We start from the raw sequence: 18786 nt of genomic DNA, 5'->3' as shown, positions 1-18786 counted from the left end.
CGCCGTCGCGGGAGGCGGTGCGCCTGTCGTTCAGTACGTGCTTCTCCGTCGCGAGGCGTCGGCGCGACCCGGCCTGCCCGGCGCGTCCCGTGCGCGGCCGATTCTCGCGCCGCGCACGGGAGCCGTGCGGCCGGCGTCGGGGCGAGGCGGGACGGCGCGGTCGGGGCGGCCAGGGCATGACCCGGCAGCAGCGATGTACTAGAGTTATCTCGACATCGAGATATCTGCCGAGAGGCGTACTGCTGCCGTACTAGTGAGGCATACCTAACTTAGGTTCACCTTAGCGGATCGGCGATGAACCCGTGACGGCAGGATTGCGGTGGTACGCGAGAAATCATTGAAGGAGACTGTCGTGTCGGCGAACAGCTTCGACGCCCGTAGCGCGCTGCAGGTGGGCGACGAGTCGTACGAGATCTTCCGGCTGGACAAGGTGGAGGGCTCCGCCCGTCTGCCCTACAGCCTCAAGGTGCTGCTGGAGAACCTGCTCCGCACCGAGGACGGCGCCAACATCACCGCCGATCACATCCGCGCGCTCGGCAACTGGGACTCCCAGGCCCAGCCCAGCCAGGAGATCCAGTTCACGCCGGCCCGCGTGATCATGCAGGACTTCACCGGCGTCCCCTGCGTCGTGGACCTCGCGACCATGCGTGAGGCCGTGAAGGAGCTGGGCGGCGACCCGGCGAAGATCAACCCGCTGGCGCCGGCCGAGCTGGTCATCGACCACTCCGTCATCGCCGACAAGTTCGGCACCAAGGACGCGTTCGGTCAGAACGTGGAGCTGGAGTACGGCCGCAACCGCGAGCGCTACCAGTTCCTGCGCTGGGGCCAGACCGCCTTCGACGAGTTCAAGGTCGTCCCGCCCGGCACCGGCATCGTCCACCAGGTCAACATCGAGCACCTGGCGCGCACGGTCATGGTCCGAGGCGGCCAGGCGTACCCGGACACCCTCGTCGGCACCGACTCGCACACCACCATGGTCAACGGCCTGGGCGTGCTGGGTTGGGGCGTCGGCGGCATCGAGGCCGAGGCCGCGATGCTCGGCCAGCCGGTCTCGATGCTGATCCCGCGCGTGGTCGGCTTCAAGCTGACCGGCGAGCTGCGGCCCGGCACCACCGCCACCGACCTGGTGCTGACCATCACCGAGATGCTGCGCAAGCACGGTGTCGTCGGCAAGTTCGTGGAGTTCTACGGCGAGGGCGTGGCCGCCACCTCGCTGGCCAACCGCGCCACCATCGGCAACATGTCGCCGGAGTTCGGCTCCACCGCCGCGATCTTCCCGATCGACGACGAGACCCTCAACTACCTGAAGCTGACCGGCCGCAGCGAGCAGCAGGTCGCGCTCGTCGAGGCGTACGCCAAGGAGCAGGGCCTCTGGCTGGACCCGGCCGCCGAGCCGGACTTCTCCGAGAAGCTGGAGCTGGACCTCGCCACGGTCGTCCCGTCGATCGCCGGTCCCAAGCGCCCGCAGGACCGCATCGTGCTGGCCAACGCCGCCGAGCAGTTCAAGCAGGACGTCCGCAACTACGTCGACACCGCCGACGAGGCGGGCAAGGAGTCCTTCCCGGCCTCCGACGCCCCGGCCTCCATCGACGGCGTGCCGTCCAACCCGGTCACCGTCACCGCCCCCGACGGCTCCACCTACGAGCTGGACCACGGCGCGGTCACCGTCGCGGCCATCACCTCCTGCACCAACACCTCGAACCCGTACGTCATGGTCGCCGCCGCGCTGGTGGCCAAGAAGGCGGTCGAGAAGGGCCTGACCCGCAAGCCGTGGGTCAAGACCACCCTCGCCCCGGGCTCGAAGGTCGTCACCGACTACTTCGACAAGGCGGGCCTGACCCCCTACCTCGACAAGGTCGGCTTCAACCTCGTCGGTTACGGCTGCACCACCTGCATCGGCAACTCCGGCCCGCTGCCGGAGGAGGTCTCCAAGGCCGTCAACGACCACGACCTGGCCGTGACGTCGGTCCTCTCCGGCAACCGCAACTTCGAGGGCCGGATCAACCCCGACGTCAAGATGAACTACCTGGCGTCCCCGCCGCTGGTCGTCGCCTACGCCCTCGCGGGCTCCATGAAGGTGGACATCACCAAGGCGGCCCTGGGCACCGACCAGGACGGCAAGCCGGTCTACCTCAAGGACATCTGGCCGACCGAGGCCGAGGTCAACGACGTCGTCGCCAACGCCATCGGCGAGGACATGTTCAACAAGTCCTACAGCGACGTCTTCGCCGGCGACGCCCAGTGGCAGGCGCTGCCGATCCCGACCGGCAACACCTTCGAGTGGGACACCGAGTCGACCTACGTCCGCAAGCCCCCGTACTTCGAGGGCATGCAGATGGAGCCGGCGCCGGTGCAGGACATCGCCGGTGCCCGCGTGCTGGCCAAGCTGGGCGACTCGGTCACCACCGACCACATCTCCCCGGCCGGTGCGATCAAGGCCGACACCCCGGCCGGTCAGTACCTGACCGAGCACGGCGTGGAGCGCCGCGACTTCAACTCCTACGGTTCCCGCCGCGGCAACCACGAGGTGATGATCCGCGGTACGTTCGCCAACATCCGCCTGCGCAACCAGATCGCGCCGGGCACCGAGGGCGGCTACACCCGCGACTTCACCCAGGCTGACGCCCCGGTCTCCTTCATCTACGACGCGTCGCAGAACTACCAGGCCGCCGGCATCCCGCTGGTCGTCCTGGCCGGCAAGGAGTACGGCTCCGGCTCGTCCCGCGACTGGGCGGCCAAGGGCACCGCGCTGCTCGGCGTCAAGGCCGTCATCGCCGAGTCCTACGAGCGCATCCACCGCTCCAACCTGATCGGCATGGGCGTGCTGCCGCTCCAGTTCCCCGAGGGCGCCTCGGCGGAGTCCCTCGGCCTCACCGGTGAGGAGAGCTTCTCCTTCGCCGGTGTCACCGAGCTGAACAACGGCACCACCCCCCGCACGGTGAAGGTCACCACCGACACCGGTGTGGAGTTCGACGCGGTGGTCCGCATCGACACCCCCGGCGAGGCGGACTACTACCGCAACGGCGGCATCATGCAGTACGTGCTGCGCAACCTCATCCGCAAGTAAGCGGTACGGCACGGCAGTAGACGAGGGCCGCACTCCCCGGAAGGGGGGTGCGGCCCTCGTGCTCTCCGTTCTGAGCGGTGCGGCTCAGAACATCAGGCGGTACTGGTCCCAGCCCCGGTTGCCGATCTTCACACGGCGGTCGAACGGGTCCTTGCCGTTGCCGTTGCCCTTGTAGAGCCACAGGGCGCCGGTCTTGTCGCGGGCCAGCAGGTCGCTGCGGCCGTCGCGGTCGAGGTCGCCGACGGAGACCAGGTGGTCGTAGGCGTTCCAGCCGCCGCCGATCCGGGTGCGGTCCTGAAAGCCGTCCCCGACCCGGCCGTTGCCCTTGTAGAGCCACAGCACGCCGGCGCGGTCCTTGGCGACGATGTCCGTGTAGCCGTCGCCGTCGAGGTCGCCCACCCCGGCGATGTCGGTGTACTGGCCCCAGCCGCCGCCGACCTTGTAACGGCCCGTCAGCGTGCCGTCCTCGTACGCCATGTACATCCACAGGACGCCCGACTTGTCGCGGGCCAGGATGTCGGACTGCTTCTGGCCGGCGAGGTTGCCCGGCGACATGATGCGGTCGTAGATGTTCCAGCCGCCGCCGATCCGCTTGACCCCGCCGTACTGGTTGACGAAGAGCAGGCTGCCGTCCTTGACCCGGGTGTAGACGCCGTCCTTGTCGCCGTCCTGGTCGTGGTCGACCTGCGTGGCCGCGGTGAAGTCCTTCCACTCACCGCGGCTCAGCACCTCCCGGTCCTCCAACCCGCCCCGGAAGTCGGGCTGGTAGACGAACAGGTCACCGGAGCGGTTGACCGTGAACAGCGGGAATATGGGGGCCTGCCCGACAGCCGTCGAGCGGTACGGCGCGGCGCCGGGCGCCTGCTGCGAGGTGGCCGGCTTGGTGCCCTTCGCGGCCGCGCGGGCGGCGCCGAAGTCGTCGGCGGTGGCGGTACCGGCGGTGGTACCGACCAGGGCCACGGCCAGGGCCGCGGTGGCGAACCGGGCCAGCGTGCGGCCGGCCTTCCGGCAGGAGCTGAGTGCCATGTGGTGTTGTTCTCCAAAGTTCCTGAAAACGCTTGATGTTCCTTTTGGGAGCACATCAAGTGAACATTCCAGGATTCTCCCATAGGTGCTTTACCTTCCCTTTACGGGGGGGCGACTAAGACTGGGGCGCTTTGGCTAGTAGTTCGATTTCGGACAGGGTGGCGGGGGTGGGGGTGCGGAGGCGGTAGTGGCGGTATGTGGACGGGGTTCGGAGGGTGAAGGGGCGGGTCTGGCGGTCCCAGGCGAAGGACTGGCCGGCCCTGCGGTCCAATGCCGTCCAGGACCTGCCGTCCTGGGAGCCCTCCAGCACCCAGTCGTGCGGTGCGCGCGCCCGGTCCGCCGAGGTGAGCGTGTACTGCACCGCCCGCACCGGTCCCGCCACCGGCAGTTCCACGGAGCTGAACTCCGCGGAGGTGGCGGAGGAGTCGTCGAACAGCGGGCCCGAGGGCGTCGTCACGTCGCGGGGCGGGGACGGCGCCCGGTCGCCCCGCGTGATTGAAGTGGGCCCCGCCGCCGGGCCGTTGGCCCAGGGGGACGGGCGGGGGCCCATCGTGAAGTCGAGGGTGGCGCCGTGGGCGAGGAGGGCGTGGGGGAGGGCGGTGGAGTTCCAGGGTTTGCCGTTCACTCGGAGGTCTTGGACGTAGACGTTCCGGGGGCTGTTGTGGGGCGCGTTGATCACCAGGTCGCGGCCGTTCTCCAGGTGGACGACGGCCTTGGTGAACAGCGGTGAGCCCACCGCGTATTCGCCCTGGCCCATCACCAACGGGTAGAAGCCCAGGGTGCTGAAGACGTACCACGCGGACATCTCGCCGTTGTCCTCGTCGCCCGGGTACCCCTGGCCGATCTCGCTGCCGAGGTAGAGCCGGGACAGCGCCTCGCGGACCTTCGCCTGGGTCTTGTACGGCTGGCCGGCCGCGTCGTAGAGGTACGCGATGTGGTGCGCGGGCTGGTTGCTGTGCCCGTACATCCCCATCCGGACGTCGCGGGCCTCGGTCATCTCGTGGATGACGTCGCCGTAGGAGCCGGCGAACCGCTTGGCGGCGGTCTCCGGGGTACCGAAGTAGGCGTCCAACTTCTTGGCCAGGCCGGCCCGTCCGCCGTAGAGGTCGGCCAGCCCACGGGTGTCCTGCGGGGCGGCGAAGGCGTACGTCCAGGCGTTGGTCTCGGTGTAGTCGTAGCCCCAGATGCGGGGATCGAAGCGGTCCGGGGGCAGCCGCCAGGCACCCTTGGCGTCCCGGCCCTGGAAGAAGCCGATGCGGTCGTCGAAGAGCCGGACGTAGTTCTGGGCCCGGCCCAGGAAGTACGCCGACTCCTCCTTGTAGCGGGGGTTGTGGGTCTTGGCGTAGAGGGCCTGCCCCATCCGGGAGATGCCGAAGTCGTTGAGGTAGCCCTCCAGCGCCCAGGACGCGCCCTCGCGGGTGTCGGTGCTGGTGTAGCCGAGGAACGGCGCGGTGGTCATGCCCTTGCGGCCGACGCCGGCGGAGGGCGGGGCGACGGTGGCGTTCTTCACGGCCGCGTCGTAGGCCGCCGCGGCGTCGAACTCCACGCCCTTGACGTAGGCGTCGGCGAACGCGACGTCCGAACTGGTGCCGGTCATCAGGTCCGCGTAACCGGGCGAGGACCAACGGGAGATCCAGCCGCCGTCCTTGTACTGCTGGACGAAGCCGTCGACCATCTTCCCGGCCCGCCCGGGGGTGAGCAGGCAGTAGGCGGGCCAGGTGGTGCGATAGGTGTCCCAGAAGCCGTTGTTGACGTACACCGTGCCGTCGACGATCTTCGCGCCGGTGTGCGTGGGGGAGTCCGGGCCGGCCGGCGGGGAGAACGGGCTGGCGTAGCGGACCCGCGAACCGACCTGCTCGGAGCCGGAGTTGGGGTAGAGGTAGAGCCGGTAGAGGTTGGAGTAGAGGGTGGTCAACTGGTCCCGGGTGGCGCCCTGCACCTCGACGCGGCCCAGGAGGGCGTCCCATTGGGCGCGGGCGCGGTCCCGGACGGTGGCGAAGGAGGTGCCGCCGGGGATCTCCCGGGCGAGGTTGGCCTTCGCCTGGTCGACGCCGATCAGCGAGGTGGCCAGGCGCAGCGTCACGGTCCGGTCGGCGCCCGGCCGCAGCTTCAGATAGCCGGTGACGTCCTTGCCGCCTCCCCCCGTGAGCCGCCCGCTCGCGGTGACCGGCGCGTCCACCACGCCGTAGACGAAGAGCCGGGTGGCGCCGACCGACAGCCCGCTGCGGACGTCGGAGTAGCCGCTGACGACGCCGTGTTGGGCGTCCAGGGTGAGCCCGCCCTTGTCGTTGACGTTGTCGAAGAGCAGGTTGGCGTCCGAGCGGGGGAAGGTGAACCGCATCATCGCGGCGTGGTCGCTCGGCGCGATCTCGGCCCGCAGGCCGTTGTCGAAGGTCACCGCGTACCGGTACGGGCGCGCGGACTCGCGCTCGTGGTGGAAGGGGAGCGCGCGCCCGGTGCGCGAGGCGTCCGGGGTGCCGGCCGCGGTGGACGGCATCACCTGGAAGGTCTGCCGGTCGCCCATCCAGGGGCTCGGCTCGTGACTGGCGCCGAACGCCTGGAGGGTGGGCAGGTTGTCGGCGTTGTTCCTCCGCGCGTACTCGTAGAGCCAGTCCGTGGAGCCGGCGTTGGTCACCGGCGTCCAGAACGTGAAGCCGTTGGGGACCGCGGTCGCCGGGAAGGTGTTGCCGCGCGAGAAGCTGCCGCTGGAGAGGGTGCCGCGGGTGGTGACGGCGTAGTCGGAGAGGTGCGCGAGCGGCTTCTCGGGCGCCTTGGGCGCGATCACGAGGTCGTCGAGCCAGCCGCGGAAGGCGGGCGCGGTGCGCGGCGCCCGGGGCGCGTCGTAGCCGAGCAGGATCCGGGCGATGGTCTTGCCGGCGGCGACCGCGCCGATCCGGGACTCGCGGTTGTTCCACTGGTTGACGTAGAGCGTCTTGGCGGCCGCCTGGCCCTGCGGGGTCAGCGGCGCCCCGTACTGGTCGGTCGCGGCCAGCTCGCTCAGGTACGTCCCGTCGGTGAAGGCCAGATCGACCGCGACATGGGTGGCGGGGTAGTCCAGGTCGGTCTCCGCCAACTCCGGGAAGAGCTTGTACGACAGCGTGGTGGCGGCGGTGACCGGCAGGTGGACCGCGAACAGCTTGTTGTACGCGTAGGCCCGGCCGGCGGCGGTGTGGGTGCCGGCGTAGCGCAGGGCGTGGCCGCCGGTGAAGCCGGCGTGCGCTTTCGCGGTGGGGGAGTCGGCGGGGCCGGCGCCGGTGGCGGTGTTCATCCCGGGCGCGCCGGGCGTCTGTTCCGGGGTGACGCCGGAGGTCTTCGGGCGGCCGTCCGGGCCGGTCTCGACGGTGTCGGTCCAGTCCGGTGCCGGCTGGCCGGGCTCGAAGGAGGAGCGGAACTCCGCCGCGCCCGGCGGTGGTTGGGGCGTCACGGCCCGCGCCGGGCCGGTCGCGCCCGGCGCGGTCAGGGCGAGCAGGGCGGCCGCCACGAGGGCGGCGGTGCGGGTGATCCCCCGCGGTGGACTGTGCCGGTGTCTGTGCCGGTGCCGCACGCGAGCCCCTCTCAACGGGATTGACATCGTTGTCAGTTGCGTAGTGCAGAGATAAGTAAGGTGCGCGCGGGGGTGGGTGTCAAGGGTGCGGCGGGAGCCGGGGCGACCGTGTCGCGCCCGGCTCCCGCCACCGGCGCCTCTTCCCCGCCGGTGCCCCCGGACGGGGCGTCGAAGGCGCATACCGATGAGGTCTCAACTAGAGAAAGACTGCCGGCCAACTCGGTGCCCGATCTTGCCTGTTCGGCCGGAAGTGGACTATACCTATCGGCGTCCGAACCCGGCCGTACGACTGTCGGCACGGAATCCGGGGGGAATGCGGGGGAACGGAGAATTCCCCTGCCTGTCCCTAGCTCGCCCGGTTGCACATCCCGCACGACTCAGCTTCAACTGACCCGCGGTGCCGGGGTGGCTCCGGTACACCGCGTTCAGTCCCGGAGAAGGCGAGGACTTGAGCATGGGCTCCACCTTTGAAGTCAACCGTCGCGATCTGGTCAAGAGAGCCGCCGCCCTGGGAATTCTCGCGGTACCGGCCATGGGCGCCCTCTCGTCCTGCGCCACCGGAGGCGGCGGCGGTTCCGACGAGGGCACCAAGAACAAGGGCGCCACCTCCGCCAGCAATCCGCTCGGCGTGAAGAACGGCGTACCGCTGGAGGCGTTCATCTTCAAGGGCGGGCTGGGCGATCAGTACGCCAAGGACGCCGAGGCGGACTACCACAAGACCTATGGCACCACGGTCAAGCACACCGGCACCCAACAGATCGGCCCCAAACTCCAGCCGCGCTTCGCCGGCGGCAATCCGCCCGACGTGATCGACAACTCCGGCGCCGACCACCTCGACATGAACAAGCTGTCCGCACAAGGGCAGTTGCAGGACCTCACGGCGCTGCTCGACGCCCCGTCAGTGGACGACCCGAAGAAGAAGGTCCGGGACACGCTTTACCCCAGCACCATCGAAAAGGGCAAGCACAAGGACACCTTCGACGTCTTCTACTACGCCTTCACGGTGTACGGCACCTGGTATTCCAACAAGCTGCTGAAGGACCGGGGTTGGCAGTACCCCACCTCCTTCGACGAGATGATCAGCCTCTGCGCCGAGATCAAGAAGGCCGGGATCGCGCCCTGGACGTATCCGGGGCACTACCCCTACTACGTCCACTTCAACATGTTCGCCCAGATCGCCAAGATCGGCGGACTGGACAAGTGGATCGCCATCGACAACCTCGAACCCCGCGCCTGGACCTCCAACGACGCGGTCAAGCAGGTCATCGGGCACTACGAGGAACTGGCCGCCAAGGGCTACTTCCTGGCCGGTAGTCAGGGCATGACGCACATCCAGTCGCAGACCGCCTGGACCCGCGGCAAGGCCGCCTTCATCCCCAACGGCTCCTGGGTGGAGAACGAGGCCGCGCCCACCACCCCGGCCGACTTCGACATGGCCGTCGGCCCGCTCTTCAACGGCGGCAGCGGCGACAAGATGCCGCACGGCACGCTGCGCGCCGAGCCCAGCGAGCCGTTCATCGTCGCCAAGGGCGGCAAGAATCCCGTCGGCGGCATGGAACTGCTGCGCATCATGCTGTCCAAGAAGCACGCACAGAATTTCGCCACCAAGGTCAAGTCGCTCACCTCCGTCCGCGACGCGACCGACGGAATGCGGCTCTCGCCGGGCCTCGCCTCCGCCGCCAGGGCGGTCAAGGCGGGTGGGCAGAACCTGCTGATGATCCAGCTCCAGGAGTGGTACCCGCAGCTCACCGACGAAAAGCTCGGCGGTATCACCAGCCAGTTGCTCACCGGCGACCTCAAGGCCGCGGACTGGATCAAGAAGGCGCAGTCGTACGCGGACGCCATCGCCAAGGACGATTCCGTCACCAAGTTCCACCGCTCCGCCTGACCGGGCTTCCCGACCGGGACGCAAGTCCGAAGCACCACCGCTGACGAGGGAGGGCCGGGGAGCGCATGCGACACGGCAAGTACCGATTCATCGTGGGGTTCCTGGCCCTGCCCCTACTGCTCTACGGCATCTTCGTGATCTCGCCGTTCGTCCAGGCATTCCAGATTTCCACCACGGAATGGAGCGGACTGCGCGGCACCGCCAAGAGTGTCGGGCTGACCAACTACACCAAACTGCTGCACAGCGACGAATTCTGGAACGCGCTCAAACACAACGTCGTCATGTTGGTGCTGGTGCCCATCGTGACGCTGGCACTGGGGCTGTTCTTCGCGTTCATGCTGAACGTCGGCGGCCGGTCCCGGCGCGGCGCGGTCATCACCGGCGTCCGCGGCGCGCGGTTCTACAAATTCGTCTACTTCTTCCCGCAGGTCATCTCGATCACCATCATCTCGGTGATCTGGTTCAACATCTACAATCCCGATCCGCACGACGGCATGCTCAACTCACTGCTGGGAACGGTGGGTTTGGGCTCTTTCCAGAGTGCCTGGCTGGGGGAGGGGAGCCTGGCCCTGGCCTGCATCATGGTCGTGATGGTCTGGGCGAACGTCGGCTTCTACGTCGTGCTGTTCTCCGCGGCCATGGCGTCCATTCCCCGGGAGATCTACGAGGCCGCGCTGTTGGACGGCGCCAGCCGCTTCCACACCTTCTTCCGGATCACCCTCCCGCTGCTGTGGGACACCGTGCAGACCGGCTGGGTCTACATGGGCATCATCGCGATGGACGCGTTCGCGCTGGTGCAGATCATGTCCGTCAACATGGGCGGCCCGGACGGCGCGACCGACGTCGTTCCGCTCCGCCTCTACCTGACCGCCTTCCGCGACAGTCAGTTCGGCTACGCGGCGGCGATGGGCGTCGCCATGCTCGTCGTCACGCTGCTGTTCGCCGCCCTCACGATGCGCTTCGCGCGCCGTGAGCGGATCGAGTTCTAGGGACAGGGCGCATGACGACTTCAACCACGCCGGCGCGGGCGCGCCGGACCGCCGAGGGCGGCACGCTCAACGTCTTCTCGCACGGCATCCTCGTGGTGTGGGCGCTGATGGTGGGCCTGCCACTGCTGTGGGTGCTGTGGAGCTCCTTCAAGAGCAGCGGTGACATCCTCACCACCCCCTGGTCGCTGCCGGGCAAGCTGCACTTCGAGAACTGGGTCAACGCCTGGCAGAAGGCGAACATCGGCCGGATGTTCCTCAACACCCTGATCGTGGTGGGCGGTTCGCTCATCGGCACGATGGTGCTGGGGTCCATGGCCGGCTACGTCCTGGCCCGCTTCGACTTCCCCGGCAACCGCCTCATCTACTACCTCTTCGTCGCCGGCATGTCCTTCCCGGTCTTCATGCTGGTGATCCCGCTCTTCTTCGTGCTGCGGGACTTCCCCGGCGTCCCGCTGCTGGCGACGTACCAGGGCCTGATCGCCGTCTACATCGCCTACTCGCTGCCGTTCACGGTCTTCTTCATGACGGCCTTCTTCCGCACCCTGCCGACGTCCATCGCGGAGGCGGCGATGATCGACGGCGCCTCGCACGTGCGGACGTTCTTCCAGGTCATGCTGCCGATGGCCAAGCCGGGCCTGATCAGCGTGGGGATCTTCAACTTCCTGGGGCAGTGGAACCAGTACCTGCTGCCGATGGTCCTCAACCAGGACGAGAGCAAGTACGTGCTCACCCAGGGCCTGGCCAACCTCGCGCTCCAGCAGGGCTACCAGGGCGACTGGGGCGGGCTGATGGCCGGCATGATGATCGCGATGCTGCCGGTGCTGCTCGTCTACGTCATCTTCCAGCGGCAGGTGCAGGCCGGGCTGACGGCCGGCGCGCTGAAGTAGCGCCGGCCGCCGCGTCGGAGGGCGGTTCCGCACCCGGCGGAACCGCCCTGTTCGCCTGCCCCACCGCCTCCCGGTCGCCCCCGGACTCAACGCCTTGACGTAACTTCCTCACTGGAGTTCTGCTTAGAGTTCACATGTTGAAATCGGTTGCCGCCCCTCCGACGGTGTGGGTGCGGCCGGCGGGCAGTCGTCGCACTGCCCGCCCCAGGCGGGAGTGGATGAGTCGATGGAGACTCCGGGGTCGCAGTCCTCGCTGCACCGGGCCAATCTGGAGCGGGTCGTCCGGGCGGTGCGCATGGCGGGCTCGCTCACCCAGGCGGAGATCGCCCGGAGCACGGGGCTGTCCGCGGCCACCGTCTCGAACATCGTTCGCGAGTTGAAGGACGGCGGGACGGTCGAGGTGACGCCCACCTCCGCGGGCGGTCGCCGGGCGCGCAGCGTCTCGCTCTCCGGCGACGCCGGCATCGTCGTCGGCGTCGACTTCGGCCACTCCCACCTGAGAGTGGCGGTCGGCAACCTCGCCCACGAGGTGCTCGCCGAGGAGGCCGAGCCGTTCGACGTGGACGCCTCCGCGGCCGAGGGCTTCGACCGGGCGGAACGGCTGGTCAGCCGGCTGATCGAGCGGACCGCTGTCACCCCGGGCAAGGTCATCGGCGTGGGCCTGGGCGTCCCCGGCCCGATCGACGTGGAGTCCGGCACCCTCGGTTCGACCGCGATCCTGCCGGGCTGGGCCGGCACCAAGCCCGGCGAGGAGCTCTCCGAGCGGCTCGGCGTGCCCGTCTACGTCGACAACGACGCCAACCTCGGCGCGCTCGGCGAGCTGGTGTGGGGCGGCGGCCGCGGCGCGGCGGACCTGGCGTACATCAAGGTCGCCAGCGGCGTCGGCGCCGGGCTGGTGATCAGCGGCCAGATCTACCGCGGCCCGGGCGGCACGGCCGGCGAGATCGGCCACATCACCCTGGACGAGACCGGCCCGGTCTGCCGCTGCGGCAACCGCGGCTGCCTGGAGACCTTCACCGCCGCCCGCTACGTCCTGCCGCTGCTCCAGCCCGGCCACGGCCCGGACTTGACCATGGCGGGGGTGGTCCAACTGGCTCGCGAGGGCGACCCGGGCTGCCGGCGGGTGATCGCGGACGTCGGCCGGCACATCGGCAGCGGTGTGGCGAACCTCTGCAACCTGCTCAACCCCAGCCGGGTGGTGCTGGGCGGCGACCTCGCCGAGGCCGGCGAGCTGGTGCTCGGCCCGATCCGGGAGTCGGTGTCGCGGTACGCGATCCCCAGCGCCGCACGGCAGTTGAGCATCGTGCCGGGCACCCTCGGGGGCCGCGCCGAGGTGTTGGGCGCGCTGGCCCTGGTGCTGAGCGAGATGGGCGATTCGAGCCTGCTCGACGGGGTGCGGGACGCGGACGCGGCCGCCATAGCGCGACCGGCATAGGTTCACCTCCAAAACGCATGGCACCGTTGTCATCTCGTTAAGGATTTACTCCTTGACGGTTGGCTGGCGGCCGAGTTGACTTCCAGCCACCTCGGCCGCAACGACGCGGCCATGTAGGGAGGCTCCCCATGAACGTGTGGACGCGTCGCGTCGTCATAGGCACCGCAGCCGTCTCGATGGCACTCTCCGTGGCCGCCTGCGGCAAGGCCGGCGACGGTGGCAAGAGCGGCGGTGACGGCAAGACCATCGGTCTGCTGTTGCCGGAGAACAAGACCACCAGATACGAGACCTTCGACCGCCCGTTGATCACCAAGAAGATCGAGGCGCTCTGTCCCGACTGCAAGGTCAAGTACAACAACGCCGACCAGGACACCCAGGAGCAGAAGAAGCAGTTCGACGCCCTGATCACACAGGGCATCAAGGTGATCATCCTGGACCCGGTCGACTACAAGGCCACCAAGTCCTGGATCGACCAGGCCGCCGAGAAGGGCGTCAAGGTCGTCGCCTACGACCGGCTGGCCGAGGGGAAGATCTCCGCCTACGTCTCCTACGACAACGAGAAGATCGGCCGCCTCCAGGGCCAGGCGCTGGTCAAGGCGCTCGGCGACAAGGCCAAGGACAGCAATGTCGTCATGATCAACGGCTCGCCGACCGACCCCAACGCCCCGCTCTACAAGCGCGGCGCGCACAGCGTCCTCGACAAGCAGGTCAAGAAGGTCGTCTACGAGCAGGACATCCCGGACTGGTCGCCGGACGAGGCCAACAAGAAGATGGGCGCCGCCATCAACTCCCTGGGCAAGGACGGCTTCCAGGGCGTCTACTCGGCCAACGACGGCATGGCCGGCGGCATCATCACCGCCCTCAAGCAGCAGGGCGTCTCCGTTCCGGTCGGCGGCCAGGACTCCGAACTCGCCGGCCTCCAGCGGGTTCTGAAGGGGGATCAGGCGTTCACCATCTACAAGCAGATCCAGCCGCAGGCCGACACCAGTGCCGAGATCGCCGTCCGGCTGCTCAAGGGCGAGAGCATCGACTCCCTGGCCCCCACCAAGGTCGACAGCATCAGCGGCGAGGTCAAGGGCATCCCCGCCAAGCTCTACGACGCCCAGATCGTGACCAAGGACAACATCGAGGGCACGATCATCAAGGACAAGGTCTACAAGGCCAGCCAGATCTGCACCGCCGACGTCAAGGCGGCCTGTGCGGCGGCGGGCATCAAGTAGCGCGCGCCGCGGGCCCGTTGCGGCCCGCGCCGCCCCGCCCCCGGCCCGGCCGACGACACCTTGCCGCGCCGGGGCCCGCACCCCCGCACCCGCCCCACCGTTTTCCCCGCCGCAGCGACGGCGGTGAAGGAGATGATTCACGTGTCCGCTCCGCCCGTGCTGGCGTTGCGCGGGGTCTCCAAGCGGTTCGGCGCCGTCCAGGCGCTCACCGACGTCACGTTGGAGATCCACGCCGGTGAGGTGGTCGCCCTCGTCGGCGACAACGGCGCCGGCAAGTCCACCCTGGTCAAGACCATTTCGGGCGTCCACCCCGTCGACGACGGCGGCATCGAATGGCAGGGCGCCCCGGTCCGCATCGGCAAGCCGCACGACGCCCAACAACTCGGCGTCGCCACCGTTTACCAGGACCTCGCGCTCTGCGACAACCTCGACGTGGTCGCCAACCTCTACCTCGGCAACGAACTCCGCACCGCCGGCGTCCTCGACGAGATCGCCATGGAGAAGCGGGCCAAGGAACTGCTCGACACCCTGTCCATCCGGATACCCAGCGTCCGGATCCCGGTCGCCTCGCTCTCCGGCGGCCAGCGGCAGGTCGTCGCCATCGCCCGCGCCCTGATCGGCGAGCCGAAGGTGGTCATCCTCGACGAGCCGACCGCCGCCCTCGGCGTCGAGCAGACCGCCCAGGTCCTCGACCTCGTCGAGCGGCTCCGCGAGCGGGACCTCGGCGTCATCCTCATCAGCCACAACATGGCCGACGTGCTGGCCGTCGCGGACCGGGTCGCGGTGCTCCGACTGGGCCGCAACAACGGCGTCTTCGACGTCGCGGACACCAGCCACGAAGAGATCATCGCCGCCATCACCGGCGCCTCGGACAACGCCGTCACCCGCCGCAGGGCGCGCACCGACCAGGTGCGCACCGACCTGACGAAGAAGGAGGCCGGGGCGTGAGTGAGCAGCAGACCACCGAGGCCGCGCCGCAGCCGCAGCAACCGGCCGCCGTCGATCCCCGCCTATTGGTCAGGGAGAACGGATTCGCCGGCTATCTCGACGAGTTCGCCCGCCGGATCCGCGGCGGCGAACTGGGCTCCCTGCCGGTCATCGTCGGCCTGGTCGTCATCGCGGTCGTCTTCCAGTTCAAGAACAGCAGCTTCCTGTCAGCGGACAGCCTCGCCAACATCGGCGTCTACACGTCCGGCCTGGGCATCATGGCGGTCGGCATCGTCTTCGTCCTGCTGCTCGGTGAGATCGACCTCTCGGTCGGCTCGGTCGCCGGCGTGGGCGCGGCCGTCTGGGCGGTGCTGAGCGTCAGCCACGGCGTCAACGACTGGCTGGCGGTCGTGCTCGCGGTGGTCGCCGGCGCCGCCATCGGCGCCCTCCACGGGTTCTTTTTCGCCAAGATCGGGGTGCCCGCCTTCGTCGTCACCCTGGCCGGATTCCTCGGTTGGAGCGGCCTCCAGATCTGGTTGATGGGCAAGGAAGGCTCCATCAACACGCCCAGCGGCAGCGTGGTCGAGAGCCTCACCGGCTACTACTTCGACGACAAGGCCGCCGCCTACGGCCTGGCGCTGGTCGCGGTCCTCGCCTACGCGGGCTCGCTGCTGTTGGACACCCGGCGCCGCAAGGCCGCCGCCCTGCCGGCGCGGCCGCTCAGCGAGGTCCTGCTGCGCACCGGCGTGGTCGCGGTGATCGCCTTCGCCGTCGCCTACGTCCTCAACGAGCCGGCCGGCGCCCGCGGCCTGCCGCTGGCCCTGGTGCTCTTCCTCGCCGTCCTGGTCCTCGCCGACTTCGTGGTGCGCCGCACCGCCTACGGCCGGCAGATCTTCGCGGTCGGCGGCAACGCCGAGGCGGCCCGCCGGGCCGGCATCAACGTGGCCCGGGTCCGGATCACCGTCTTCGCGATCTCCGGGATGCTCGCCGCCTTCGGCGGCCTGTTCATCGCCAGCCTCTCCGGCGGCGCCACCAAGAACCTCGGCGCCGGCAACACCCTGATGAACGTGATCGCGGCGGCGGTCATCGGTGGCACCAGCCTCTTCGGCGGCCGCGGCAAGATCTGGTCCGCGCTGCTGGGCATGCTGGTCATCCAGTCGATCCAGCAGGGCCTGAACCTGCTCGGCATGGCCAGCGAGATCCAGTACATGATCACCGGCGCGGTCCTGCTGGCCGCCGTGGTCATCGACTCGGTCTCCCGCCGCACCCAGAAGACCGCCGGGCGCACATAGCCACGGGTTGTTGCGCACCCGCGGCGGCGCCTCCGGCGCACGTAAGCGCGGATGGTGGTGCATCCGCGGCGGCGCCCCCTGGCGCACGTGGCTGCGGGTGGTTGTGCGCCTGCGGGAGCGCCCCTGGCGCGCGTAGGCACGGGCGGTGGTGCATCCGCGGCAGCGCCCCCGGCGCACACAAGTGCGCAACGTCGCAGTGCAAAACGGTAGGAACCGGCCCCCATCGGGCGCTCGCCAGGGGCGCCCGATGGGGGCCGCGCCATGTCCCGCCCCCTGCACAGCGCCACGTCACGCCCGAGACCCCGGCCGGAAATCGCCGTCCGACACGGTAGTCACCCGAGTGGCATGCATCGCGAGGCCCGGCCGCGCCGGCGGCGGACGCAACATTAGACTCATCTGATCGGCAAGCTCGACCTACGGCAGCAAGGAGGCATGGGGTGGCATTGCTGACCCGTATCAAGGGGCCGCGCGACCTGGACCGGCTCTCGCCCGAGCAGCTCGCGCAGTTGGCCGGGGAGATCCGCAGCTTCCTCGTCGACGCGGTCTCCAAGACCGGCGGACACCTCGGCCCGAACCTCGGCGTGGTCGAACTGACCATCGCCCTGCACCGCGTCTTCCATTCCCCCAAGGACAAGGTCCTGTGGGACACCGGACACCAGTCCTACGTCCACAAGCTGCTGACCGGCCGCCAGGACTTCTCCAAGCTCAAGGCCAAGGGCGGCCTCTCCGGCTACCCCTCGCGCGCCGAATCCGACCACGACGTCATCGAGAACAGCCACGCCTCCACCGTCCTCGGCTGGGCCGAGGGCATCGCCAAGGCCCATGAGGTCCGCGGCACGGACGACCGCGTGGTGGCCGTCATCGGCGACGGCGCGCTCACCGGCGGCATGGCCTGGGAGGCGCTCAACAACATCGCCGCCGCCAAGGACCGCCCGCTGGTCATCGTCGTCAACGACAACGAGCGCTCCTACGCCCCGACCATCGGCGGCCTGGCCAACCACCTCGCCACCCTCCGCACCACCGACGGCTACGAGCGCTTCCTGGCCCGCGGGAAGGACATCCTGGAGCGCACCCCGGTCGTCGGCAAGCCGCTCTACGAGACCCTGCACGGCGCCAAGAAGGGCCTGAAGGACTTCATCGCGCCGCAGGGCATGTTCGAGGACCTGGGCCTGAAGTACGTCGGCCCGATCGACGGCCACGACATCGAGGCGCTGGAGTCCGCGCTGGCCCGCGCCAAGCGCTTCGGCGGCCCGGTGATCGTGCACTGCCTCACCGAGAAGGGCCGCGGCTACAAGCCCGCCGAGCAGGACGAGGCCGACCGCTTCCACGGCATCGGCCCGATCCACCCGGACACCGGCCTGCCGATCTCCTCCGGCGGCAAGGACTGGACCGGCGTCTTCGGCGACGAGATGGTCGCGCTGGGCAAGGAGCGCGAGGACATCGTCGCCATCACGGCGGCGATGCTCCAGCCGGTCGGCCTGGAGAAGTTCGCCAAGCAGTTCCCGGACCGGGTCTACGACGTCGGCATCGCCGAGCAGCACGCCGCGGTCTCCGCCGCCGGCATGGCCACCGCCGGACTGCACCCGGTCTTCGCGGTCTACGCCACCTTCCTCAACCGCGCCTTCGACCAGGTGCTGATGGACGTCGCGCTGCACAAGTGCGGCGTCACCTTCGTCCTGGACCGGGCCGGCGTCACCGGCACCGACGGCGCCTCGCACAACGGCATGTGGGACATGTCGCTCCTCCAGGTCGTCCCCGGACTGCGGCTCGCCGCCCCGCGCGACGCCGACCAGGTGCGCGCCCAACTGCGCGAGGCCGTCGAGGTCGACGACGCGCCGACCGTGGTGCGCTACTCCAAGGGCGCGGTCGGCCCGGCCGTCGAGGCGGTCGGACGGGTCGGCGGCATGGACGTGCTGCGCGAGGCCGGCACCGAGGGCCGCCCCGACGTCCTGCTGGTGTCGGTCGGCGCGCTCGCCCCGATGTGCCTGGAGGTCGCCGACCTGCTCGACAAGCAGGGCATCTCCACCACCGTCGTCGACCCCCGCTGGGTCAAGCCGGTCGACGAGGCGCTGCCGGGCCTGGCCGCCGGGCACCGGCTGGTGGTCACCGTCGAGGACAACATCCGTACCGGCGGCGTCGGTTCGGCGATCGCGCAGGCGCTGCGGGACGCCGGCGTGGACGTCCCGCTGCGCGACTTCGGCATCCCCGAGCGCTTCCTGGACCACGCCTCCCGCAAGGAGGTCATGGCGGAGATCGGGCTGACCGCGCCGGACATCGCCCGCCAAGTGACCGGCCTGGTCGCCAAGATGGACAACCGCGACGAGGACGCCGGGCGCACCGCCGGCGCCGGTGCGGTCACCGGCGGTGCGGCCGCGACCGCGACCGCCGAGGCGGCGCGCGACTGACCGCGCCCCGCACCGCCGACCGATGGGCCGGCCGGACGTCCCCAGGGACGTTCCGGCCGGCCCATCGGCCTCTTCGCGGTTCCCACCCCATCTGGTTCCCACCCCA

At 69.5% G+C, this 18786-nt stretch carries 11 protein-coding genes; 9 read left to right on the top strand and 2 right to left on the bottom strand.

Annotated elements, in window-relative coordinates:
• The first annotated feature begins 352 nt into the window (after positions 1-352).
• Positions 353-3067 carry an aconitate hydratase AcnA gene (acnA, locus tag PV796_RS10885; RefSeq protein WP_274912751.1) on the top strand — a complete coding sequence of 905 codons (2715 nt, stop codon included), beginning with the start codon at positions 353-355 and terminating at the stop codon, positions 3065-3067.
• An 84-nt stretch (positions 3068-3151) separates the two neighbouring features.
• Here acnA and PV796_RS10880 read toward each other — a convergent pair whose 3' ends face one another.
• Positions 3152-4093, bottom strand: coding sequence for a VCBS repeat-containing protein (locus tag PV796_RS10880; protein WP_274912750.1), 942 nt, complete (start codon positions 4091-4093; stop codon positions 3152-3154).
• Between the two features lie 115 nt (positions 4094-4208).
• Positions 4209-7637 (bottom strand): GH92 family glycosyl hydrolase, encoded by a 3429-nt coding sequence (locus tag PV796_RS10875; protein WP_274912749.1) that lies wholly within the window; start codon positions 7635-7637, stop codon positions 4209-4211.
• Between the two features lie 454 nt (positions 7638-8091).
• On the opposite strand from PV796_RS10875, the gene ngcE reads away from it, so the two are divergent.
• From ngcE to dxs, 8 genes are all read left to right on the top strand, one after another.
• Positions 8092-9525, top strand: a complete 1434-nt coding sequence (ngcE, locus tag PV796_RS10870; protein ID WP_274912748.1) for an N-acetylglucosamine/diacetylchitobiose ABC transporter substrate-binding protein — start codon at positions 8092-8094, stop codon at positions 9523-9525.
• A gap of 65 nt (positions 9526-9590) precedes the next feature.
• Positions 9591-10514 (top strand): carbohydrate ABC transporter permease, encoded by a 924-nt coding sequence (locus PV796_RS10865; RefSeq protein WP_274912747.1) that lies wholly within the window; start codon positions 9591-9593, stop codon positions 10512-10514.
• Between the two features lie 11 nt (positions 10515-10525).
• Positions 10526-11401, top strand: coding sequence for a carbohydrate ABC transporter permease (locus PV796_RS10860; protein ID WP_274912746.1), 876 nt, complete (start codon positions 10526-10528; stop codon positions 11399-11401).
• 226 nt (positions 11402-11627) lie between these two features.
• Positions 11628-12836 carry an ROK family transcriptional regulator gene (locus tag PV796_RS10855; protein WP_274912745.1) on the top strand — a complete coding sequence of 403 codons (1209 nt, stop codon included), beginning with the start codon at positions 11628-11630 and terminating at the stop codon, positions 12834-12836.
• Positions 12837-12964: 128 nt separating this feature from the next.
• Positions 12965-14056: a substrate-binding domain-containing protein gene (locus PV796_RS10850; RefSeq protein WP_274912744.1), complete on the top strand. Its 1092-nt coding sequence runs from the start codon at positions 12965-12967 to the stop codon at positions 14054-14056.
• Positions 14057-14188: 132 nt separating this feature from the next.
• Positions 14189-15004 carry an ATP-binding cassette domain-containing protein gene (locus tag PV796_RS10845; protein WP_274912743.1) on the top strand — a complete coding sequence of 272 codons (816 nt, stop codon included), beginning with the start codon at positions 14189-14191 and terminating at the stop codon, positions 15002-15004.
• Entirely contained in the window at positions 15001-16275 is a 1275-nt protein-coding gene (locus tag PV796_RS10840; protein ID WP_274912742.1) for a sugar ABC transporter permease, read from the top strand. Before PV796_RS10845 ends, PV796_RS10840 begins: the two co-directional genes overlap by 4 nt.
• A gap of 437 nt (positions 16276-16712) precedes the next feature.
• Complete coding sequence (gene dxs, locus PV796_RS10835; protein WP_274912741.1) at positions 16713-18680, top strand: 1-deoxy-D-xylulose-5-phosphate synthase; 1968 nt, start codon at positions 16713-16715, stop codon at positions 18678-18680.
• The last annotated feature ends 106 nt before the right edge of the window (positions 18681-18786 follow it).

The sequence above is a fragment of the Streptomyces sp. WZ-12 genome (assembly GCF_028898845.1).
Lineage (GTDB): Bacteria > Actinomycetota > Actinomycetes > Streptomycetales > Streptomycetaceae > Streptomyces.
This window is presented reverse-complemented; position numbering and strand designations above follow the sequence as displayed.